This is a genomic window from Allobosea sp. CS1GBMeth4, assembly GCF_900185715.1.
Classification (GTDB): domain Bacteria; phylum Pseudomonadota; class Alphaproteobacteria; order Rhizobiales; family Beijerinckiaceae; genus Allobosea.
In genome coordinates this window covers 13,941-32,009 of sequence record NZ_FYAS01000037.1, presented here as the reverse complement: position 1 = coordinate 32,009, position 18,069 = coordinate 13,941, and the positions used below count along the sequence as shown (strand labels likewise).

The following is an 18,069-nucleotide window of genomic DNA, read 5'->3' as shown; positions in this document are numbered from 1 at the left end:
GGTTCTGCCATGAGCGTCAACTCCCTCGAAGCTCTCGACCGTCGCCATTGGGTCCACCCGGTCGCCAACTGGGCCGGCCACGAAAAACGCGGCGTCACCGTGATGAAATCGGCCAAGGGCGCCTTCGTCACCGACAGCGACGGCCATGAGCTGATCGACGGCTTCGCCGGCCTCTGGTGCGTCAATGTCGGCTACGGCCATGACAGCATCGTCGAGGCCGCTGCCCGCCAGATGCGCGAGCTGCCCTACGCCACCGGCTATTTCAGCTTCGGCAGCGAGCCGGCGATCCGGCTCGCCGCCAAGCTCGCCGAGCTCACCCCCGGCGATCTCGACCACATCTATTTTTCGCTCGGCGGTTCGGACGCCGTCGACAGCGCGCTGCGTCTGATCCAGTTCTACTACAACGTCACCGGCCAGCCGACGAAGAAGGCGATCCTCTCGCTCGAGCGTGGCTATCACGGTTCGAGCTCGACCGGCGCGGGCGTCACGGCGCTGCCGGCCTTCCATGCCGGCTTCGACTTTCCGGCGCATGTGCATCACTACGTCGCCCCGCCCTATGCCTATCGCAACCCGACGGGCTCGGGCGATGCCGCGGTGATCGCGGCCAGCGTCGCCTCGCTGCGCGCCAAGGTCGCCGAGCTCGGCGCCGAGAACGTCGCGGCCTTCTTCTGCGAGCCGGTGATCGGTTCGGGCGGCGTCATCGTGCCGCCGAAGGGCTGGCTCAGAGCGATGCGCGAGACGGCGGCCGAGCTCGACATCCTCTTCGTCGCCGACGAGGTCATCACCGGCTTCGGCCGCACCGGCCCGCTGTTCGCCTGCGAGGCCGAAGGCGTCGTGCCCGACATGATGACCATGGCGAAAGGGCTGACCTCCGGCTATGCGCCGCTCGGCGCGCTTGCGCTCGGCGAGAAGGTCTATCGCGCCATCGCCGACAACGCCCCGGCCGGCGGCCCGGTCGGCCATGGCTACACCTATTCCGGCCATCCGGTCAGCGCCGCCGTGGCGCTCGAGGTGCTGCGGCTCTACGATGAGGGCGGCATCCTCGCCAACGGCCAGCGCGTCGGGGCTTATTTCGAGGAGCGCCTGGCGACGCTCGCCGACCACCCGCTCGTCGGCGAGGTCAGGGCACGCGGCCTGCTCGCCGGCGTCGAGCTGGTCGCCGACAAGGCGACGAAGCAGAAGCTGCCGCGCGAGGTGAAGCTGTCCGACCACCTCTTTGCCCGCGGCTATGCCAATGGCGTCATCTTCCGCGCTTTCGCCGACGACATCATCGGCCTTGCCCCGCCGCTGTCCTGCAGCGAGGCCGAGATCGACCTGATCGTCACCAGGCTGCGCAAGACGCTGGACGAGGTCATGGCGCTGCCGGAGGTGGCGGCGGCGTTGAAAACCGCAAAGGCGGCATGATCCATGCTTGGCCCGGACCGCATCGAACGACTAGTCTGATGCCGGTTCGGGCACGCTTCGCGGGGCCGATTCCGCAAGAGGCAGCCAAGGCATGAGGCCCTCGTCGTGACACCGGGTGTGCGGCTCGACCGCATCGACATGAAGATCCTGATCGAGCTGCAGAACAACGGCAGGATCACGAACGTCAACCTCGCCGATGCGGTCGGCCTGTCGCCGAGCCCGTGCCTGCTGCGGGTGAAGCGGCTGGAACAGGCCGGCTTCATTTCCGGCTACGGCGCGACCATCAACCTGCAGAAGCTCGGCGAGACCATCACCGTCTTCACCGAGATCACCCTGGCCGACCACACCAAGGAATATTTCATCCGCTTCGAGACGGCGCTCAGGCGCGTCGACGAGGTGATCGAGTGCCACATGGTCAGCGGCGGCTACGACTATCTCGTCAAATTCGTCACGCGCGGGCTGACGCATTACCAGTCGCTGATCGAGACGCTGCTCGACCGCAATATCGGCATCTCCAAATACTTCAGCTACATCGTCATCAAGTCGCCGATCCAGAAGCCGGGCTATCCCCTGCCGGTGCTGTTCGACCTGTAGGGCTCAGCCGAGCGCCTGGGTGACCAGCCCGAAGGTCCGCGCCGCGCCCCGCGGGCCGTGATTGCGGCCCCTGACCATCGTCGTCACGGTATCGAAGACGGTCATGCCGCACTCTTCGAGGAAGCCGCCGAACCTGCCCTGTTCCTGGGCGGTGTCGACGCGCAGGAACTGGCCGTCATGAGCGAGCACATGCGGATGCACGAGGGCGATCGCAGCCTCGTCGCTTTCGGCGACGATCGGGCCGACGACATGGCCGCGGCCGAAGCGGCGGCAGAGGGCGAAGCCGACGAGCGCGCCGTCGCGCTCGACCACCGTTCCCGTCGCGAGCTTCATCAGCGCGGCTATGACGCGCGAGCGGTCGGCGCCATAAGCGTCGGCGTCGAGCCGCGCGATCGCCTCGCCGTCGGCGGCGGTCGCCGGACGGATGGCGAATCCGCCGGGCGCGGCCCCGGCCGGTGCCTGGACGCGGCCCTGATGCTGGAAGATGCGGCCGATCGGCTGGAAGTCGAGCGAGCGGTAGAGGCGGTAGCCCGCCCGCGTCGCGTTGAGCCGGAGGTCGCGAGCGCCCGCCTCTTCGAAGATCGTGTCCATTAGCCGGCGTCCGGCGCCCTGCATCTGCAGGCGCGGGGAGGTGATGACCATGCCCACCGTGGCGAAGTGCGGCCCGAAGGGCCACCACATCGCCGAAGCCAGGACCCGGCCGATCGCGTCGCAGGCGACGAAGCCGTACCCGACCTCCAGCACGAAGCGCCAGTCCTCGGGCCGGTGCGGCCAGCTGACGCCGACGGAGAGCTGGTGCGCCTGGGCGATGTCCGCCTCTGTCATCGGCCTGATGGCGAGCTCGTAATCGAGCCGGCGCCGAGCCGTACCGTGAGCCACTGTTGCCGGCCTCGTTCCTTGAATGCTGCACGACTATAGGCAGGCGCCGGGCTGCGGAGAACTGCAAAATTGTCCAAGAACCCGTGGCGCGGCTCGCTATTCTCGACGCCCGGAGCCGGCTCGGCCGGCCGGGCGCGGCTCTCGCCGCCCTGTCCGGAGCGCTGGGACTGACCTGCCATGAAGCTCGAACCCTATTGGCTCGCGACGGCTCCTGAATTCGCCGCCGGCTCGCGCGCGCCGGTCGCCGGCAAGGTCGACGTCGCCATTGTCGGCGGCGGCTTCACCGGCCTGTCGGCCGCGCTCGCCCTGGCGAAATCGGGCGCGAGCGTCGCCGTGCTCGAGGCCGGCCGCGTGATCGGCGAGGCGTCCGGCCGCAATGGCGGGCACTGCAACAATGGGCTCGCCCACGATCTCGGCAGCCTGGCGGCCAGCCTCGGCGAGGAGAGGGCGGTCGCGCTTTACCGGGCCTTCGACAGCGCCGTCGACACCGTCGAGGCGCTGGTCGCGAGCGAGGCGATCGACTGCGGCTTCGTCCGCACCGGCAAGATCAAGCTCGCCGCCAAGCCGGAGCACTTCGCCAAGCTGGAGAAGAGCGCCGCCCTGCTGCAGCGCACGGTCGAGCCGACTCTGGCCGTGGTGACGCCGGCCGAGACGCGCCGCGAGATCGGCTCGGACGGCTTCCATGGCGGCCTCGTCTATCCGCGCAGCGCGCATATGCATATGGGCCGCTTCGGCGTCGGCCTCGCCGAGGCGGCCGCGCGGCGCGGCGCGGCGATCCACGAGAACGCGGCGGTGACCGGGCTCGAGCGGTCGACCGCCCAGGCCCATCGCGTCGTCACCAGCCGCGGCACGCTGGAGGCGGGGCAGGTGCTGCTCGCCACCGGCGCCTCGCGCCGGGGCCCGTTCGCCTGGCTGAGGCGGCGCATCGTCCCGGTCGGCAGCTTCATCATCGCCACCGAGCCGCTCTCGCCCGAGCGCGCCGCTGCGATCATGCCGACGCGGCGGACCGCGACGACGACGAAGAACATCGGCAACTATTTCCGGCTCACCCCCGACAACCGCTTGATCTTCGGCGGGCGGGCGCGCTTCGCCCTGTCGAGCCCGGCCTCGGACGCCAAGAGCGGCGAGATCCTGAAGGCGCGCATGCTGGAGCTCTTCCCCGAACTGGCCGGCACCCGCATCGACTATTGCTGGGGCGGCCTCGTCGACATGACGGCGGACCGGCTGCCGCGTGCCGGCGAGCGCGACGGCCTGTTCTATGCGCTCGGCTATAGCGGCCACGGCACGCAGATGTCGGTCCATATGGGCCAGGCCATGGCCCGGGTGATGGGGGGCGAGGCGAAGGCCAACCCCTTCGCCGGCCTCGACTGGCCGGCGGTACCCGGCCATTTCGGCCCGCCCTGGTTCCTGCCCTTCGTCGGCATGTATTACCGCTACCAGGACTGGCGCCATTGAGCCTTGGCGACGGGCGTCGTTCTCGGGCGAAGCGAAGCGCAGCCCCGAGAATCTCGTGACAGGAAGGCGCCAGTCAGCGTCTCGTCCGGCCTGAGATGCTCGGGTCAAGCCCGAGCATGACGTCGCCTGCGCTACGCATCCTTCTTCTGTCCGCTCATGGCGAGCAGGACGAGCAGGAAGGAGGCCGCCGTCAGCAAGGTCGAGATCGAGGCGATGGTCGGGTCGATCTCGTCGCGCAGCGCGGTGAACATGCGCTTGGTCAGGGTCTGGTACTGCCCGCCCGAGACGAAGAGCGCGATGATGGTTTCGTCGATCGCCGAGATGAAGGCGAAGACGGCGCCGGCGAAGACGCTGGCCTTGATCTGCGGCAGCGTCACGGTGAGGAAGGCGCGCAGGCGGTTCATGCCGAGGCTGCGCGCCACCATCTCCTGCGTCTTGTCGAAGCTCTGCAGCCCGGCGACCACCGAGGTGATGACATAGGGCAGGCCGAGCATGACATTGGCCAGCACCAGCCCCGTCAGCGTCTGGATCAGGCCGAGCTTGGCGTAGACGAAGAAGATGCCGATCGCGACGATGATGATCGGCACGATCAGCGGCAGCATCAGCACCATGTGCAGGGAGCGCATCAGCCGGTTCTGGGCGTTGCTGATCGCATAGGCGGCGGCGGTGCCGAGCGGCGTCGCGATCAGCACGGTCAGGGCGCCGAGCATCAGGCTCATCCGCGTACCCTGCATCCAGTTCGGATTGCCGAAATATTCCTGGTACCAGCGCAGCGACAGCGCCGGGGGCGGGAAGGTCAGGAAGCGCGTGCTCGAGAACGACATCGGCACGATGATCAGCACGGGCAGCATCAGGTAGAGCAGGATCAGCCCGACGACGAGGCCGAAGGCGAGGCGCGGCAGCAGGGAGGTCTTCATTTCTGCCCCAGCATCTTGTCGAGCGGGATGATGCGGCCGACCGCGGCGAAGATCGCGAGCACGCAGGCGAGCAGCACGACGCCGACGGCGCTGGCCGCGCCCCATTGCGCGTAGAGCTCGACATTGCGGCTCACCACCATCGAGATCATCACGGTGCGCCCGCCGCCGAGCAGCTCGGGCGTGATGTAGAAGCCGAGCGTCAGCACGAAGACGAGGGTGAGCCCGGCGACGACGCCCGGTAGCGACAGCGGCAGGAAGATGCGCCGGAAGCTGTAGAGCGGGCCGCCGCCGAGGCTGGCGCCGGCGAGCATCAGCTCGCGCGGGATCTTCTGCATGGTGGAATAGAGCGGCAGCACCATGAAGGGCAGAAGGATGTGGACGGTCGCGATCACCGTGCCGAGCTCGTTGTGCACCAGCGCCAGCGGCTCCGAGACCAGCCCGAAGCGCTCGAGCAGCTGGTTGGCGACGCCGGTGCGCTGCAGCAGCACGAGCCAGGCATAGGCGCGCACCAGCACGCTGGTCCAGAACGGCAGCATCACGCAGGCCAGGATCAGCACGTTCCAGGGCCGCCTGGCATGGGCCGCCGCATAGGCGACGGGATAGCCGAGGATGAGGGTGAGCAGCGTCACCGTCAGCGCGATCCGGAAGGTCAGCGCGAAGCTGCGCCAGTAGACCTCTTCGGCGAAGATGCGGCGGTAATGCTCCAGCGTGAAGCCGTTGTCGTAGACCGACTGGGCCGCGAGCCATCCGACAGGGATCACTACCAGCGCGACGATCACCAGCACGGCCGGGGCCGCGAGCAGCGCCATCAGCGCCTGCTCGCGGCGCTGATGGGCAAGGGAGGGGTCGATCGCGCTGGTGCTCATCTCGTCACCTCATGTCCGGCTTTCGCGCGTCATGCTCGGGCCTGACCCGAGCATCTCTGGTCGGAAGAAGCGCCGAAAAGCGCCTTCTCGTCGTCATTCTCGGGTCTGCGCTGCGCTTCGCCCGAGAATGACGACGAGCCTCATTTCTGCATGAACTGCAGCCAGCGCTTCTCGGCGGCCTCGCCGGCCGGCGAGGTCCACCAGGCATAGGACATCAGGGCCTGTACCTTGGCGTTCTCCGGCGCGCTCGGTAGCTCCTTGGCCCGCGCCTCGGAGATGACCTTGGTGTCATAGGCCTTCGGGTTGGCCGGGCCGTAGTCGATATGCAGCGGCAGATTGGCCTGATGCACCGGGTCGACCGCCTCGTTCAGGAATTTGAGCGCCGTCGGCAGGTTGGGCGCGCCCTTGAGCACGCAGAGCGAGGTGCTCTGCAGGATGCCCTGGTTGTAGGTGTAGGTGACCTTGGCGCCTTCCTTGGTCAGCGCGCTGATGCGGCCGTTCCAGGCCATCACCATGTCGACCTCGCCATCGTTGAGCAATTGCGCCGACTGGGCGCCGGAGGTCCACCAGACGGTGATGTTGGGCTTGATCTCCTCCAGCTTCTTGAAGGCCCGGTCGACGTCGAGCGGATAGAGCTTGTCGGGCGCGACGCCGTCGGCCATCAGCGCCGCTTCCAGCGTCGCGAGCGGGTTGTTGCGCAGCGAGCGGCGGCCGGGAAACTTCTTCACGTCCCAGAAATCGGCCCAGGTCTTCGGCGCCGAGGCGGCGTCCGGGAACTTCTTCAGGCTGTAGCCGAGCACGCTCGAATAGAACTCGTAGGCGACGGACCAGTCGCTGCGGTATTCGGCCGGCATCGCCGCCGCGTTCGGGATCTTGCTGAAGTCGAGCTTCTCGACAATGCCCTGCTCGCCGCCGCGCAGGCAGAAATTGGTGGCGACGTCGACGACGTCCCAGCTCGGCTTACCTGTGGCGACCTGCGAGCGCATGATCGGCCAGGCGTCGGGCACGCTGTCCTGGTTGATGGTGATGCCGAGTTTCTTGGCGGCGGGATCGAGGATCGCGATGGTCTGCGCCTTCTGATAGGCGCCGCCCTGCGAGACGAACATGATCTGCTCGGCCGCGAGCGCAGGGTCGAGCAGCGCGAGGGAGAGGCCCGCGACGGCGCAGGCGGTCCGGAAGTTCAAGCTCTTAGCCATGTCCTGTTCCCCTGTTGTGTTGGATCGGAGCTTCGAGGCCTACCGTCCGATCGCGTCCAGAAACTGGTACCAGCCGGCGACCAGACGGACCGCCGGTTCTCGAAGCGGGTAGAAGGGCACGCGCCGCATGCGGCCGATGTCGAGCAGCCCGACATCGGGGCGCTCGCCGCGCGCGAACGCGGCGAGGTAGCGCCCCATCAGGCTCGACATGGCGACGCCGGCGCCGTTGTAGCCCATCGCCGTCAGCACGCGCTCGTCGACGCGCCCGACATGCGGTACGGAATCGAGTGTCATCGCCACCAGGCCCGACCAGGAGAAGGCGAGCGGCACGTCGGCGACCTGCGGGAAGATCCCGACCATCGCCTTGTGCAGGGCGGCGAAGGCCGCGGCGGAATCCGTCTTGCCGAAGGCGCCACGTCCGCCGAAGACGATCCGGTCGTCGACCATGCGGAACCAGCGCATCATCCGCTTGGTCTCGGTGTAGGTCCGGCGCGTCGGCATGACGCCGGCGGCGAGGTTCGGGGAGAGCTTTTCCGTCGCGATGATCGCGCTGCGGAAGGGGATCAGCGTGCGCTGGTAGGCGCGGGTCGCCGGGGTCAGGTCGGAATAGCTGTTGGTGGCGACGATCGCCTGCTTCGCCCGCACCGTACCGCGGGGCGTTTCGACCAGCACGCCGTCGCGCTCGCGCCGGAGGCCGAGCGCCGGCGTATGGCTGTGGACGGGGACGCCCTGCGCGCTCACGCCGCGGGCGAGGCCGCGCAGATAGGCGAGCGGGTGGATGCCGCCCGAGCCGGCGTTGAGCACGCCGCCGACGAAGCCGGCCGAGCCCGTCTCGTCGCGCACCTGTGCGGCATCGAGCACGGTCATGGTGGTGTCGCCGAGTTCGGCCCGGAGCCACTCGGCTTCCTTCACCGCATAGGCCAGCGTCTCATGGTTGTGCGCGGCCTTGACCTGGCCGGCGCGGGTCAGTCCGGCATCGGCGACGCCGCAGCTGTCGACCAGCTCCGCGACGATGTCGGTCGCCTCATGGGCGATGTCGTACATCCGTTTCGCCATGTCCCGGCCATGGCTGGCGGCGATGGCCGGGAAGGACAGGCGGAACTTGGCGGTGACGACGCCGCCATTGCGCCCGCTCGCGCCCCAGCCCGGCTCGTTCGCCTCGAGCACGATGGGCGCGAGGCCGCTGGCGGCGAGATGATGGGCCGCCGAGAGCCCGGTATAGCCGGCGCCGATGATGACGACATCCGCCTGCGCGTCGCCGGCGAGCGGCGGCAGGGGCGGCATTGGCGCCGCCGTCGCCCGCCACAGCGAGGGCGCGGCGTCGAGGGTCTGCCAGGATGTCGGCGCAGCCGCCATGCGGATCAGCCCCGTTCCGCCTCGACCGCGTCGGCGAGCGCCTTCAGCGTCGGGAAATGATAGTCGGGCTTGGTGAGCTCGGGCACCGCCGGCGTGCCGCCGAAGCCCTTCTGGCCCTGGCGGCGCTCGATCCAGCAGGTGGCGTAGCCCAGTGACCTGGCGACGCGGATATCGTGATACTGGCTCTGCGCGACATGCAGGATCTCCTCCTGCTTGTAGCCGAAAGCCGATTGCCGGCCGCGGTTGAAGGCGAAGAACAGCGGATCGGGCTTGGGGTGGATCGCCTCGTCGGCGGTGACGCTGTCGTGGAACGGGTTGCCGAGCGTGTGCGCGTAGCAGGCGAAACTCGGCCGGTCCGCGTTGGTCATCGCCACCAGCCGGTAGTGCTTGCGCAGCCGCGCCAGCGCCTCGACCGAATCCGGGAAGGCGGGGTGGCGCAGGATGGCGAGCTGGAAGGCGTCGGCCGTGGCCTCGTCATGCGGCAGGCCGAGCTCCTTGGCGAGGTGGATGTAGACGAGCTTCATCACCTCGCTTGAGCGCTCGTAATGCAGCTCGCGGCCCTTGAGATAGGGCGCGAAGATCTCGTCGTCGCTGAGCTTGGCGGCGGCCGGTCCGCCGAGGCGGCGGACCGCGCCGAGGACGCCGCTCTCGAAATCGATCAGCGTGCCGACGACGTCGAATGTGAGAACTTTGAAATCGCTGAGGGCCATGGTCTTGCGTCTCTGCTGGGGGAGGGGTCAGGCGCCGGTCTTCGGCACGATGATCGTGTCCTGCGGGTGCAGGCTGACGGCGAGGCGCTCGCCGACCGGCGGGATGCGGCGGGCGGCCTCGTAATGGCTGGGCTGGCGCAGGCTGAGGGCCGTGCCGTCGTCGAGCGCGAGGAAGACGCGCAGGCTCTCGCCCTGGAAGACGATGTCGGTGACGCGGGCTTCGAGCCGGTTGCGGTCGGGGCTGCCGGAGCCGTCCTCGACCAGCAGCTTCTCGGTCTGGATGGCGAGCACGAGCTCGCCGGTCGGCGCGATCGGGCGGGCGCTCTTCAACACCGTGCCGGCGAGCGAGACGCTGTCGGACGAGACGCGCGCGACCGGCAGCAGCGTCGCCTCGCCGATGAAGCTGGCGACGAAGGCGTTGGCCGGATGATCGTGCAGGCGCTCGGGCCGGTCGATCTGAACCAGCTTGCCGTCCTTCAGGATGGCGACGCGGTCGCTCATCGTCAGCGCCTCGCGCTGGTCGTGGGTGACGTAGATGATCGTCGCCCCGAGCCGCTTGTGGAGCTGGCGCAGCTCGATCTGCATGGTCTCGCGCAGCTGTTTGTCGAGCGCCGAGAGCGGCTCGTCCATCAGGATCAGGCGCGGCTCGAAGATCATGGCGCGGGCGAGCGCGACGCGCTGGCGCTGGCCGCCGGAGAGCTGGCCGATGCCGCGCTCCTCGTAGCCGGCGAGGTCGACCATGGCGAGCGCGCCGCGGACCTTCTCGGCATGGCTCGATTTCGGCAGGCGCCGAGCCCGCAACGGGAAGGCGACGTTCTCGCCGACGCTCATATGCGGGAACAGCGCGTAGTTCTGGAAGACGATGCCGATGTCGCGCTTGTGCGGCGGGGTGAAGGTGACGTCGCGTCCGCCGAGATGGACGGAACCGCCGGAGGGCTGGATGAAGCCGCCGAGGATGCCGAGCAGGGTGGTCTTGCCCGAGCCGGACGGCCCGAGCAGCGAGACGAATTCCTGCGGGGCGATGTCGAGCGAGACGTCGTCGAGAGCCCGCACCGAGCCGTAGTGCTTGCTCGCGGACCTGATCTCGACGCGTTCGCCGCCCATTGTCGCCATGGCACACTCCCTTTGCGACATAGCGACAGCGGCGGAGCGCGCAGGCAAAGGCCGATTCTTCGGTGCGCTATAAGGTGATCTTATGGTGCGCTTGGCCGCTGCGAGATCCGTCGTGCGGCGCTTGCCTCTGTCGGGCTGTCGCCGCCGCCATATCCACGCCTCATGAAACGAGATGTCGGGCGCTCCCGGCAATTGCCAAATAATCAGGAGGAGCATAACTTCATGTAATGTCAGAGCTGCGCCGCATGGTCTCGTCGAGCAATGCGCTCTTCGTCTTCGAGGCGGCGGCGCGCAGCGGCAGCTTCACCCGCGCGGCGGAGGAGCTGAACGTCACGCAGCCCGCGGTCAGCCGCATGCTGTCGCGCTTCGAGAGCCATCTCGGGCTGCGCCTGTTCGAGCGCGGCCGGCAGGGCGCCGTGCTCACCCCGCAGGGCGAGGTGCTCTATCGCCGCGTCGCGGCCGGCTTCCGCAGCATCGAGGCGGGGCTCGTCGAGGTCGAGCAATTGCGCGCCGGCAAGGAGATCGTGACCATCTCCGTCTCCTCCGCCTTCACCACCCACTGGCTGATGCCGCGCATGGACCGCTTCCAGAAGCGTTTCCCGGACGTCGACCTGCGCTTCCAGATGATCGCCGGTTCGCTGCGCGGGCCGGTCGACAGCGTCGACCTCGGCATGCGCTTCCTCGACGGCGACGAAGCCGTGCCCGCCGAGGCGATGGTGGTGCGCGAGGTCATGCTGCCCGTCTGCAGTCCGGGCTACCGGCGTGCCGGGCCGGAGGCCGCCGCGGCCGGCGAGGGCAACACCATCATCAATCTGACCGATTCCGATCTCGACTGGGCCGGGCGCTATCCGCCCTTCGCCACCGGACGGCCGGGGCCGGCCAAGACGCTGAGCCTGTCCGATTATGCCGTGGTGGTGCAGGCGGCGCTGCTCGGCCAGGGCGTCGCCTTCGGCTGGATCACGGTGGTGTCGCATGCGCTGATGTCGGGCGCGCTGGTGCCGGCCAGCGACCGGCTGACCCTTGGCGCGCGCAGCTGCGTCCTGCTGACGTCGCGCAACCGCCCGCCGAGCCCGGTGGTCCGCGAGATCAGGCGATGGATCGGCGCGGAGCTGAGGGGCGAGATCGAGGCGATCGACGCGCTCCATCCCGGCCTGCGGCTGATGCAGGCCTGTTATCAGAGCGGGGCTGGATCGTCATTGCGCGGAGCGTCGGCGACGAAGCAGCCCAGGCGGGTGTAGAACGCTGCCGCCCCTGGATTGCTTCGCTGCGCTCGCAATGACGGTCTTGCCAACTCAGCCCGCAATGTCGATCAGCACCGTCTTGTGGCGCAGGTTCTGCTCGACCGCCTGGCGGCCGAGGTCCTTGCCGATGCCGGAGCTCTTGTAGCCGCCTGTCGGCAGGATGAAGTCGAGCGTGCGGCTGTAGCGGTTGACCCAGACGGTGCCGGCCTGGAGCCGGCGCACGGCGCGCAGGCCGCGGCCGAGATCGCGCGTGTAGATGCCGGCGGCGAGGCCGTATTCGGGATGGTCGGCGAGAGCGAGGCCCTCCTCCTCGTCCACGAAGGTCTGGATGGTGAGCACCGGCCCGAAGATCTCCTCGCGTACCGCCGCCGTGTCCGCCCGGACGTTACCGATCAGCGTCGGCTGGTAGAAGGCGCCGTGATGGCCCTCGATCCGCCCGCCGCCCATCACGATCTCGGCGCCCTGCTCGCGGCTGCGCGTCACGATCGCGTCGATGCGCCGCGCCTGCGGCTCGGAGATGATCGGGGCGAAGCCGGTCGCGGCCTTCCAGGTCGGGCCGGGGGTGACCGAGGAGAGCCGGCTGCGCAGCGCCGCGACCAGCGCCTCCGCGACCGGCGCCTGGACGATCAGGCGCGAGCCGGCGACGCAGGCCTGCCCGGCATTGGCGAGCAGAGAGCCGGCGATGCAGGCGGCGGCCTTGTCGAGATCGGCGTCGGCGAAGACGAGCTGCGGGCTTTTGCCGCCGAGCTCGAGCGTGACCGGCTTGATGCCGCTCTCGGCGGCCGCCTTCATCACGGCGATGCCTGTGCGGGTCGAGCCGGTGAAGGAGAGCTTGGCGATGCCGGGATGGCGGCTGAGCGCATCGCCCGTCACGGCGCCGGTGCCCTGCACGACGTTGAAGATGCCGGCGGGGATCCCGGCCTCGACCGCGAGCTGCGCCAGCCGCACGGTCGAGAACGGGGTCAGCTCGGACGGTTTCAGGACCATGGCGTTGCCGGCGGCGAGCGCCGGCCCGACCTTCCAGCTCGCCATGCTGAGCGGAAAATTCCACGGTGTGATCGCGCCGACGACGCCATAGGGCTCGGAAACGATCATGCCGAGCTGGTCGGTGCGTGTGGCCGCGACCTCGCCGCCGAGCTTGTCGGCCCATTCGCTGAAGAAGCGGAGGCCTTCGGCGACACTGGCGACGTCGCCGGTCACCGCCTGGGCGATCGGCCGGGTCGAGCCGAGGGCCTCGAGCCGGCCGAGCTCCTCGGCGCGCGCCTCGATCAGATCGGCCCAGCGGCGCATGGCGCGGGCGCGCTCGCGCGGCGGGCGGCTCGCCCAGCCGCTGTCGCGGACGGCGCGCGCGGCATCGTTCACGGCGCGGTCGACGGTCGCGGCATCCGCGACCGGCAGTTCGGCATAGTCGACTCTGTCGGAGGGGCGGGCGACGGGGATGCGCTCGCCATCGCCGACATTGGCCCCGCCGATATAGTGCCCCGCAGCGAAGGCGACGGATTCGGGCGCGAAATCGGCCATCGACCTCAGAGCCCCAGAAGGCCCGGCAGGCCGCCGATGTCCCTGATCTCGTGGGTGCTGTAATAGGGGTTCGACGGCTCGTGGCCGCGGTTGACGAAGACGCGGCGGGCGATCCTCATGTCGTAGGCGGTCATATGGTCGTAGCGGAAGCTCGACGAGCAGTGCATCAGGTCCTGCGGGCCGCAGCCGAGCATGTCGAACATGTATTCGAAGGCGCGCATGCGCGGCTTGTAGGCTTGCGCCTCCTGTGCGGTGTACACGGCGTGGAAGGGCGCGCCGAGCTTGGCGACGTTGTGCGGGATCAGGTCGGTCATCGAGTTCGAAAGGATGACGAGCGGGATCTCCTTCGCCACCTTGGCGAGACCGGCCGGCACGTCCGGATGCGGGCCCCAGCCCGGGACCTCGTCGACGATGCGCTGGGCATCGGCCGGGTCGTAGGCGATGCCGTGCAGCTTGCAGGTCCGCTCCACCGCGCGGTGGACGACGTCCGGGTAGGGCTTCCAGGGGCCGAGGACCTCGTCGAGGCGATAGCTCGAGAAATCGTCGCAGAACGCGTCCATCTGCTTGGGCGCAAGGCGGCTGCCGTAGACGCGCCGGGCGGCCGGCGCCATCTCGAAATAGGTCAGCGTGCCATAGCAGTCGAAGGTGATGAATTTCGGCCGGAAGCTGCTCATCGTCTGTCTCTCGATGGTTGCGACGGCTGTCTGCCGCTGTGAGAAGGTTAGAGTGCGCCTGCGGGCAGGGAGGCGGAATCGGATCGGCGCGACCGAAGATTCTGCCGATCAGCCGGGATGCTTCGGCATGGATTGCTGGACGTGCCGGGGCAGGATGGACAGGCCGGGCCGCCTCGCCGAAGGTCGCCGGCCCCAACCTCGCTCGCGAATCTCATGACCGTCGAAACCGTCCTCGCCGACCTCGTCGGCTTTCCCTCCGTCTGCCGCACGCCGAACGGCGCGATCATCGAGCATGTCCGCGCCTATCTCGCGCGCCATGGCGTGGAGAGCGTGATCGTGCCCGGGCCGGAGGGCGACCGCGCCAATCTGTTCGCGACGATCGGGCCGAAGGCTCCGGGCGGCGTCATCCTCTCGGCGCATCTCGACGTCGTCCCGGCGCCGCCGGAGGGCTGGCTCGGCGATCCCTTCCGGCTGCGGCGCGACGGGGAGCGGCTGATCGGGCGCGGCGCCGTCGACATGAAAGGCTTTGCCGCCTGCATGCTGGCCAGCGTGCCGGCCCTTGTCGGCAGGGAGCTGGCGCGGCCGGTCCACATCGCGCTGTCCTATGACGAGGAGATCGGCTGCGTCGGCGTGCGCCGTCTGATCGCGCGGCTGCCGGAGCTATGCCCGCCGGTGCTCGGCTGCATCGTCGGCGAGCCGAGCGGTCTGCGGCCGGTGCTGGCGCACAAGGGCAAGATCGCCCAGCGCGTCACGGTGCACGGCAAGGCCGGGCATTCCTCGCGCACCGATCTCGGCGACAACGCGATCCACTATGCCGCCGGCCTCATCGCCGCGATCCATGAGGAGGCACTGCGCCATGCCCGGCAGGGACCTTTCGCCGAGGCCTTCGCGCCGCCCTATTCGACGGTCCAGGTCGGAGTGATCCAGGGCGGCACCGGCATCAACGTCGTGCCGGCGCAATGCGTGTTCGACGTCGAGGCCCGCGCCATCGCCGGGCAGGACCCCGCGGCGCTGCTCGGCTTCCTGCCTGATGTCGCGGGGCGGATCCGGCGCGACGCCGCCGCGACTGGACACAGGGTCGACTTCGGCTTCGAGACCCTCAGCGAATATCCGCCGCTCGCGCTCGCCGAGGCCGATCCGCTGGTGGCCTTCGCCGAGGCGGTCTCGGGAGAGGCACGCCAGGCCGCGGTCAGCTACGGCACGGAAGCCGGCCTGTTCCAGCAGGCCGGCATCGCCGCGATCGTCTGCGGTCCCGGCGATGTCGCTCGCGCCCACAAGCCGGAAGAGTACATCACCGATGCCGAGCTCGCCGCGGTGATGGCGATGATCGCGCGCATCGCCGACCGGCTCTGCTGAACCTCAGAACTCGCCGATCGCGCCGCGGGAGCCGTCGACGAGGCGGGAATGCCTGAACGGGCGGGGGTCGACGATCGGCGTGTCGCCGGTCGCGAGGTCTGCGGCGAGATGGCCGGCGGCGGGGCCGAGGCCGAAGCCGTGGCCGCTGAAGCCGGCGGCCAGGACGAAGCCGGAGAGGCCGGCGACGGGCGAGATCACCGGCACCGCATCGGGCGTGGAATCGATGTAGCTGCCCCAGCTTTCGCGCACGGCGACGCTCTTCAGGGCCGGGAGGACGCTGTGGGCGCGCGCGATCAGCGTCGCCATGGCACGCCGGCTCGGCGCCGGGTCGAGCATGCGGATCGCCTCGAAGGGGCTGGCCTCGTCGAGCCTCCAGCTGCCGAGGGCTTCCGGCCCCTTGAAGAAGGACGAGCCGATGCCGAGCTCGACCGCCTTCAGCCGCTTGACGAACATCGGCAGGAAATCGCGGGCATAGCGCAGGCCCTGCGGCGTGATCTCGAGCGTGCCCTTGCCGCTGATCGCGACGGTGTAGCTGCCGTCGAGGCGGCGGGTCAGCGCGATCTCCGGGGTGTAGAAGGCGTCGAGGAAGTCCGGCGCCGGCGCGGTCCGCAGGCTGGTCACGCGGATGCTCGCCTGCGGGAAGGCGATGCCGTGGTGCCGGCAGAAGGCCGAGGCCCAGGCGCCGCCGGCGAGCACCGCCGCATTGGTCCGGATCGTGCCCTTCTCGGTGACGACGCCGGTGACCGCGCCGTTGGCGATGTCGAGCCCGCGCGCGGCGCAGCCCTGATGGATGCTGGCTCCGGCGCGGCGGGCGCCGTCGGCCATCAGCGGTGCGGCGAGCGCCGGCTCGGCCTTGCCGTCGCTGGCGGAATGCAGGCCGCCGAGCCAGCTGCGGCCGCTGGCGCCGGTCATCGCCGCGGTTTCCGCCCCGGTCAGCATCCTGGTCTCGACGCCGAAAGCCCTGGCCGTTTCGCGCCAGCGCTCCCATTGCGCCAGCTGCGCGGCGTCGTTGGTGGCATAGACCAGGCCGCAGCGCCGGAAGCCGCTGTCGCGGCCGAGCTCCTCGCTCAGCGTCTCCCACAGCTCCATGGCGCGGATCGCGAGCGGCAGTTCGCGGGCGTCGCGGTTCTGCTTGCGGCACCAGCCCCAGTTGCGGCTCGACTGCTCGCCGCCGACGACGCCCTTCTCGACCAGCGCGACCGAGCGACCGCGCCGCGCCAGATAGTAGGCCGCGGCGGCGCCGACGATGCCGCCGCCGATGACGACGACGTCCGCGGCAGCAGGCAGCGCGTCGCTGCTGGCAATTCGTTCTATGGTCGGCGACATGGCACGCTCCCGAGGCAGCCGCGCTACGGGCGGCGCGGCTTGAGGGCTCTACACTGGGGTGAAAGACGGATTCTCCGGTCAGATTGCTCGACTGACCGGAGCCGGCTCACGCGAGGGTCACATCAGCCCGGGCTCGCCGAGGTCGGTCCCGTCGACGAGGCGGCTGTAGCGGTAGGGGTGAGGGTCGACGATCGGGCTGTCGCCGGCGACGATGTCGGCCGCGAGCCGCCCGGCCGCCGGCCCGATCCCGAAGCCGTGACCGCTGAAGCCGGCGGAGACGTGCAGGCCCGGCAGCGCCTCGATCGCCGAGATGACGGGCACCCAATCGGGCGTGAAGTCGATCAGCCCGCCATATTTGTGCTTGATCTCGACATTGGCGAGCTGCGGAAAGATCTCGGCAAGCCGCTTCTTGGCGAAGGTGATCAGCTCCTCCTGCGCCGGCGGATCATAGGTCCGCATCCGCTCGAAGGGCGAGATCGAATCGTTGCTCCAGCGCATCAGCGCCTCCGGCCCGTAGAAGAAGGATTTGCCGGCGCGGATCGTCAGCAGCTTGTGGCGCTTCTTGAAGGTGCGCCAGAACGGCCTGGCGTTGAGCATGCCGTGCGGCGAGAGCTCGAGCAGGCCGCGCCCGCTGATGCCGACGGTGAAGCCGCCGTCGACCCTGCGGCGAATGGTGAGATCGGGCGTTGAGATGCCGCCCGCCGTGATCTCCGGCGCAGGCCCGGTGAAGAACGAGGTCGACTTGATCCCGGCGAGCGGCATGCGGATGCCGTGATGGCGGGCGAACATCGCCGTCCAGACGCCGCCGGAGAGCAGGACCGCACTGGTGCGGATCGTGCCTTTCTCCGTGACGACGCCGGAGACGCGCCCGGCCGCGGTCTCGAGCCCGCGTGCCGCGCAATCCTGATGAATGGTGACGCCGAGCCGGCGTGCCGCCTCGGCGATGGCGGGCACGGCCATGGCGGGCTCGGCGCGACCGTCAGTCGGCGAATGCACGCCGCCGATCCAGGCGCCCTTGGCATGCGGCGCCAGCGCGCGGGCCTCCTCGGCGCTCAGCATGCGCGTCTGCATCTGGTACTGGCGGGCGTCGTCGCCCCAGCGTTCCCAGAGGTCCATGTCCGAGCGATTGGTCGTCAGATAGATCAGGCCGGTCCGGCGGAAGCCGACATCGGCCCCGACCTCCTCGGACAATCCGTTCCACATCTCGACCGCCCGCATCGCCAGCGGCAGCTCGCGCAGGTCGCGATTCTGCTGGCGGCACCACCCCCAGTTCCGGCTCGACTGTTCGCCGGCGAGATAGCCCTTTTCGACCAGCGCGACCGAATGGCCCTTCTTCGCCAGGTGGTAGGCGGCGGTGACGCCCGCGATGCCACCGCCGATGACCACGACGTCGGCCGCGGCAGGGAGAGCTTCGTCGCTGTGGACGCGGTTGACCGGTGGCGACATGACGGCGTGGTCCTT

General features: G+C 69.4%; 16 protein-coding genes. 5 read left to right on the top strand and 11 right to left on the bottom strand.

Going from position 1 to position 18,069, the window contains the following annotated elements:
• Positions 1-9 precede the first annotated feature (9 nt).
• Both CS1GBM4_RS20260 and CS1GBM4_RS20255 read left to right on the top strand, forming a co-directional pair.
• Positions 10-1,404, top strand: a complete 1,395-nt coding sequence (locus CS1GBM4_RS20260; RefSeq protein WP_186420563.1) for an aminotransferase class III-fold pyridoxal phosphate-dependent enzyme — start codon at positions 10-12, stop codon at positions 1,402-1,404.
• Positions 1,405-1,509: 105 nt separating this feature from the next.
• Positions 1,510-1,998 (top strand): winged helix-turn-helix transcriptional regulator, encoded by a 489-nt coding sequence (locus CS1GBM4_RS20255; protein WP_186420562.1) that lies wholly within the window; start codon positions 1,510-1,512, stop codon positions 1,996-1,998.
• Positions 1,999-2,001: 3 nt separating this feature from the next.
• Here CS1GBM4_RS20255 and CS1GBM4_RS20250 read toward each other — a convergent pair whose 3' ends face one another.
• The gene (locus CS1GBM4_RS20250; RefSeq protein ID WP_244607324.1) at positions 2,002-2,877 is read right to left on the bottom strand and encodes a GNAT family N-acetyltransferase; all 876 of its coding nucleotides are present in this window, start codon (positions 2,875-2,877) and stop codon (positions 2,002-2,004) included.
• Between the two features lie 177 nt (positions 2,878-3,054).
• Between CS1GBM4_RS20250 and CS1GBM4_RS20245 the strand changes: the two genes are divergently transcribed.
• Positions 3,055-4,332, top strand: a complete 1,278-nt coding sequence (locus tag CS1GBM4_RS20245; RefSeq protein ID WP_186420561.1) for an FAD-binding oxidoreductase — start codon at positions 3,055-3,057, stop codon at positions 4,330-4,332.
• 131 nt (positions 4,333-4,463) lie between these two features.
• Here the strand turns inward: CS1GBM4_RS20245 and CS1GBM4_RS20240 are convergent, their stop codons facing one another.
• The 6 genes from CS1GBM4_RS20240 to CS1GBM4_RS20215 all read right to left on the bottom strand — a co-directional run bounded on the left by CS1GBM4_RS20240 (position 4,464) and on the right by CS1GBM4_RS20215 (position 10,490).
• On the bottom strand, positions 4,464-5,249 hold the full coding sequence (locus CS1GBM4_RS20240; protein ID WP_186420560.1) for an ABC transporter permease: 786 nt from the start codon (positions 5,247-5,249) through the stop codon (positions 4,464-4,466).
• Positions 5,246-6,115, bottom strand: coding sequence for an ABC transporter permease (locus tag CS1GBM4_RS20235; protein ID WP_186420559.1), 870 nt, complete (start codon positions 6,113-6,115; stop codon positions 5,246-5,248). The genes CS1GBM4_RS20240 and CS1GBM4_RS20235 overlap by 4 nt, the downstream gene beginning before the upstream one ends.
• A 140-nt stretch (positions 6,116-6,255) precedes the next feature.
• Positions 6,256-7,311: an ABC transporter substrate-binding protein gene (locus tag CS1GBM4_RS20230; protein WP_186420558.1), complete on the bottom strand. Its 1,056-nt coding sequence runs from the start codon at positions 7,309-7,311 to the stop codon at positions 6,256-6,258.
• Between the two features lie 39 nt (positions 7,312-7,350).
• The gene (locus CS1GBM4_RS20225) at positions 7,351-8,667 is read right to left on the bottom strand and encodes an FAD-binding oxidoreductase (RefSeq protein ID WP_186420557.1); all 1,317 of its coding nucleotides are present in this window, start codon (positions 8,665-8,667) and stop codon (positions 7,351-7,353) included.
• Between the two features lie 5 nt (positions 8,668-8,672).
• Positions 8,673-9,377 (bottom strand): HAD-IA family hydrolase, encoded by a 705-nt coding sequence (locus CS1GBM4_RS20220; protein WP_186420556.1) that lies wholly within the window; start codon positions 9,375-9,377, stop codon positions 8,673-8,675.
• Positions 9,378-9,404: 27 nt separating this feature from the next.
• Positions 9,405-10,490 carry an ABC transporter ATP-binding protein gene (locus CS1GBM4_RS20215; RefSeq protein ID WP_244607323.1) on the bottom strand — a complete coding sequence of 362 codons (1,086 nt, stop codon included), beginning with the start codon at positions 10,488-10,490 and terminating at the stop codon, positions 9,405-9,407.
• Between the two features lie 227 nt (positions 10,491-10,717).
• Between CS1GBM4_RS20215 and CS1GBM4_RS20210 the strand changes: the two genes are divergently transcribed.
• Positions 10,718-11,728 (top strand): LysR family transcriptional regulator, encoded by a 1,011-nt coding sequence (locus CS1GBM4_RS20210; RefSeq protein WP_186420555.1) that lies wholly within the window; start codon positions 10,718-10,720, stop codon positions 11,726-11,728.
• A gap of 54 nt (positions 11,729-11,782) precedes the next feature.
• On the opposite strand, the gene CS1GBM4_RS20205 is transcribed toward CS1GBM4_RS20210, so the two are convergent.
• Positions 11,783-13,252, bottom strand: a complete 1,470-nt coding sequence (locus CS1GBM4_RS20205) for an aldehyde dehydrogenase family protein (RefSeq protein WP_186420554.1) — start codon at positions 13,250-13,252, stop codon at positions 11,783-11,785.
• A gap of 5 nt (positions 13,253-13,257) precedes the next feature.
• On the bottom strand, positions 13,258-13,926 hold the full coding sequence (locus CS1GBM4_RS20200; protein ID WP_186420553.1) for a haloacid dehalogenase type II: 669 nt from the start codon (positions 13,924-13,926) through the stop codon (positions 13,258-13,260).
• A 213-nt stretch (positions 13,927-14,139) separates the two neighbouring features.
• Here CS1GBM4_RS20200 and argE point away from each other — a divergent pair, with 213 nt between their 5' ends.
• Positions 14,140-15,282: an acetylornithine deacetylase gene (gene argE / locus CS1GBM4_RS20195; RefSeq protein WP_186420552.1), complete on the top strand. Its 1,143-nt coding sequence runs from the start codon at positions 14,140-14,142 to the stop codon at positions 15,280-15,282.
• A 3-nt stretch (positions 15,283-15,285) separates the two neighbouring features.
• Here the strand turns inward: argE and CS1GBM4_RS20190 are convergent, their stop codons facing one another.
• Positions 15,286-16,608, bottom strand: a complete 1,323-nt coding sequence (locus tag CS1GBM4_RS20190) for an FAD-binding oxidoreductase (RefSeq protein WP_186420551.1) — start codon at positions 16,606-16,608, stop codon at positions 15,286-15,288.
• 117 nt (positions 16,609-16,725) lie between these two features.
• Positions 16,726-18,054 (bottom strand): FAD-binding oxidoreductase, encoded by a 1,329-nt coding sequence (locus CS1GBM4_RS20185; protein ID WP_186420550.1) that lies wholly within the window; start codon positions 18,052-18,054, stop codon positions 16,726-16,728.
• Positions 18,055-18,069: the final 15 nt, after the last annotated feature.

What these genes read in the sequence shown, in the direction of transcription:
- CS1GBM4_RS20260 (WP_186420563.1), top strand. Translation starts at nt 10, where the DNA reads ATGAGCGTCAACTCCCTCGAAGCTCTCGACCGTCGCCATTGGGTCCAC.
- CS1GBM4_RS20245 (WP_186420561.1), top strand. Translation starts at nt 3,055, where the DNA reads ATGAAGCTCGAACCCTATTGGCTCGCGACGGCTCCTGAATTCGCCGCC.
- CS1GBM4_RS20240 (WP_186420560.1), bottom strand. Translation starts at nt 5,249, where the DNA reads ATGAAGACCTCCCTGCTGCCGCGCCTCGCCTTCGGCCTCGTCGTCGGG.
- CS1GBM4_RS20235 (WP_186420559.1), bottom strand. Translation starts at nt 6,115, where the DNA reads ATGAGCACCAGCGCGATCGACCCCTCCCTTGCCCATCAGCGCCGCGAG.
- CS1GBM4_RS20230 (WP_186420558.1), bottom strand. Translation starts at nt 7,311, where the DNA reads ATGGCTAAGAGCTTGAACTTCCGGACCGCCTGCGCCGTCGCGGGCCTC.
- CS1GBM4_RS20225 (WP_186420557.1), bottom strand. Translation starts at nt 8,667, where the DNA reads ATGGCGGCTGCGCCGACATCCTGGCAGACCCTCGACGCCGCGCCCTCG.
- CS1GBM4_RS20220 (WP_186420556.1), bottom strand. Translation starts at nt 9,377, where the DNA reads ATGGCCCTCAGCGATTTCAAAGTTCTCACATTCGACGTCGTCGGCACG.
- CS1GBM4_RS20215 (WP_244607323.1), bottom strand. Translation starts at nt 10,490, where the DNA reads ATGGCGACAATGGGCGGCGAACGCGTCGAGATCAGGTCCGCGAGCAAG.
- CS1GBM4_RS20210 (WP_186420555.1), top strand. Translation starts at nt 10,718, where the DNA reads ATGTCAGAGCTGCGCCGCATGGTCTCGTCGAGCAATGCGCTCTTCGTC.
- CS1GBM4_RS20205 (WP_186420554.1), bottom strand. Translation starts at nt 13,252, where the DNA reads ATGGCCGATTTCGCGCCCGAATCCGTCGCCTTCGCTGCGGGGCACTAT.
- CS1GBM4_RS20200 (WP_186420553.1), bottom strand. Translation starts at nt 13,926, where the DNA reads ATGAGCAGCTTCCGGCCGAAATTCATCACCTTCGACTGCTATGGCACG.
- argE (WP_186420552.1), top strand. Translation starts at nt 14,140, where the DNA reads ATGACCGTCGAAACCGTCCTCGCCGACCTCGTCGGCTTTCCCTCCGTC.
- CS1GBM4_RS20190 (WP_186420551.1), bottom strand. Translation starts at nt 16,608, where the DNA reads ATGTCGCCGACCATAGAACGAATTGCCAGCAGCGACGCGCTGCCTGCT.
- CS1GBM4_RS20185 (WP_186420550.1), bottom strand. Translation starts at nt 18,054, where the DNA reads ATGTCGCCACCGGTCAACCGCGTCCACAGCGACGAAGCTCTCCCTGCC.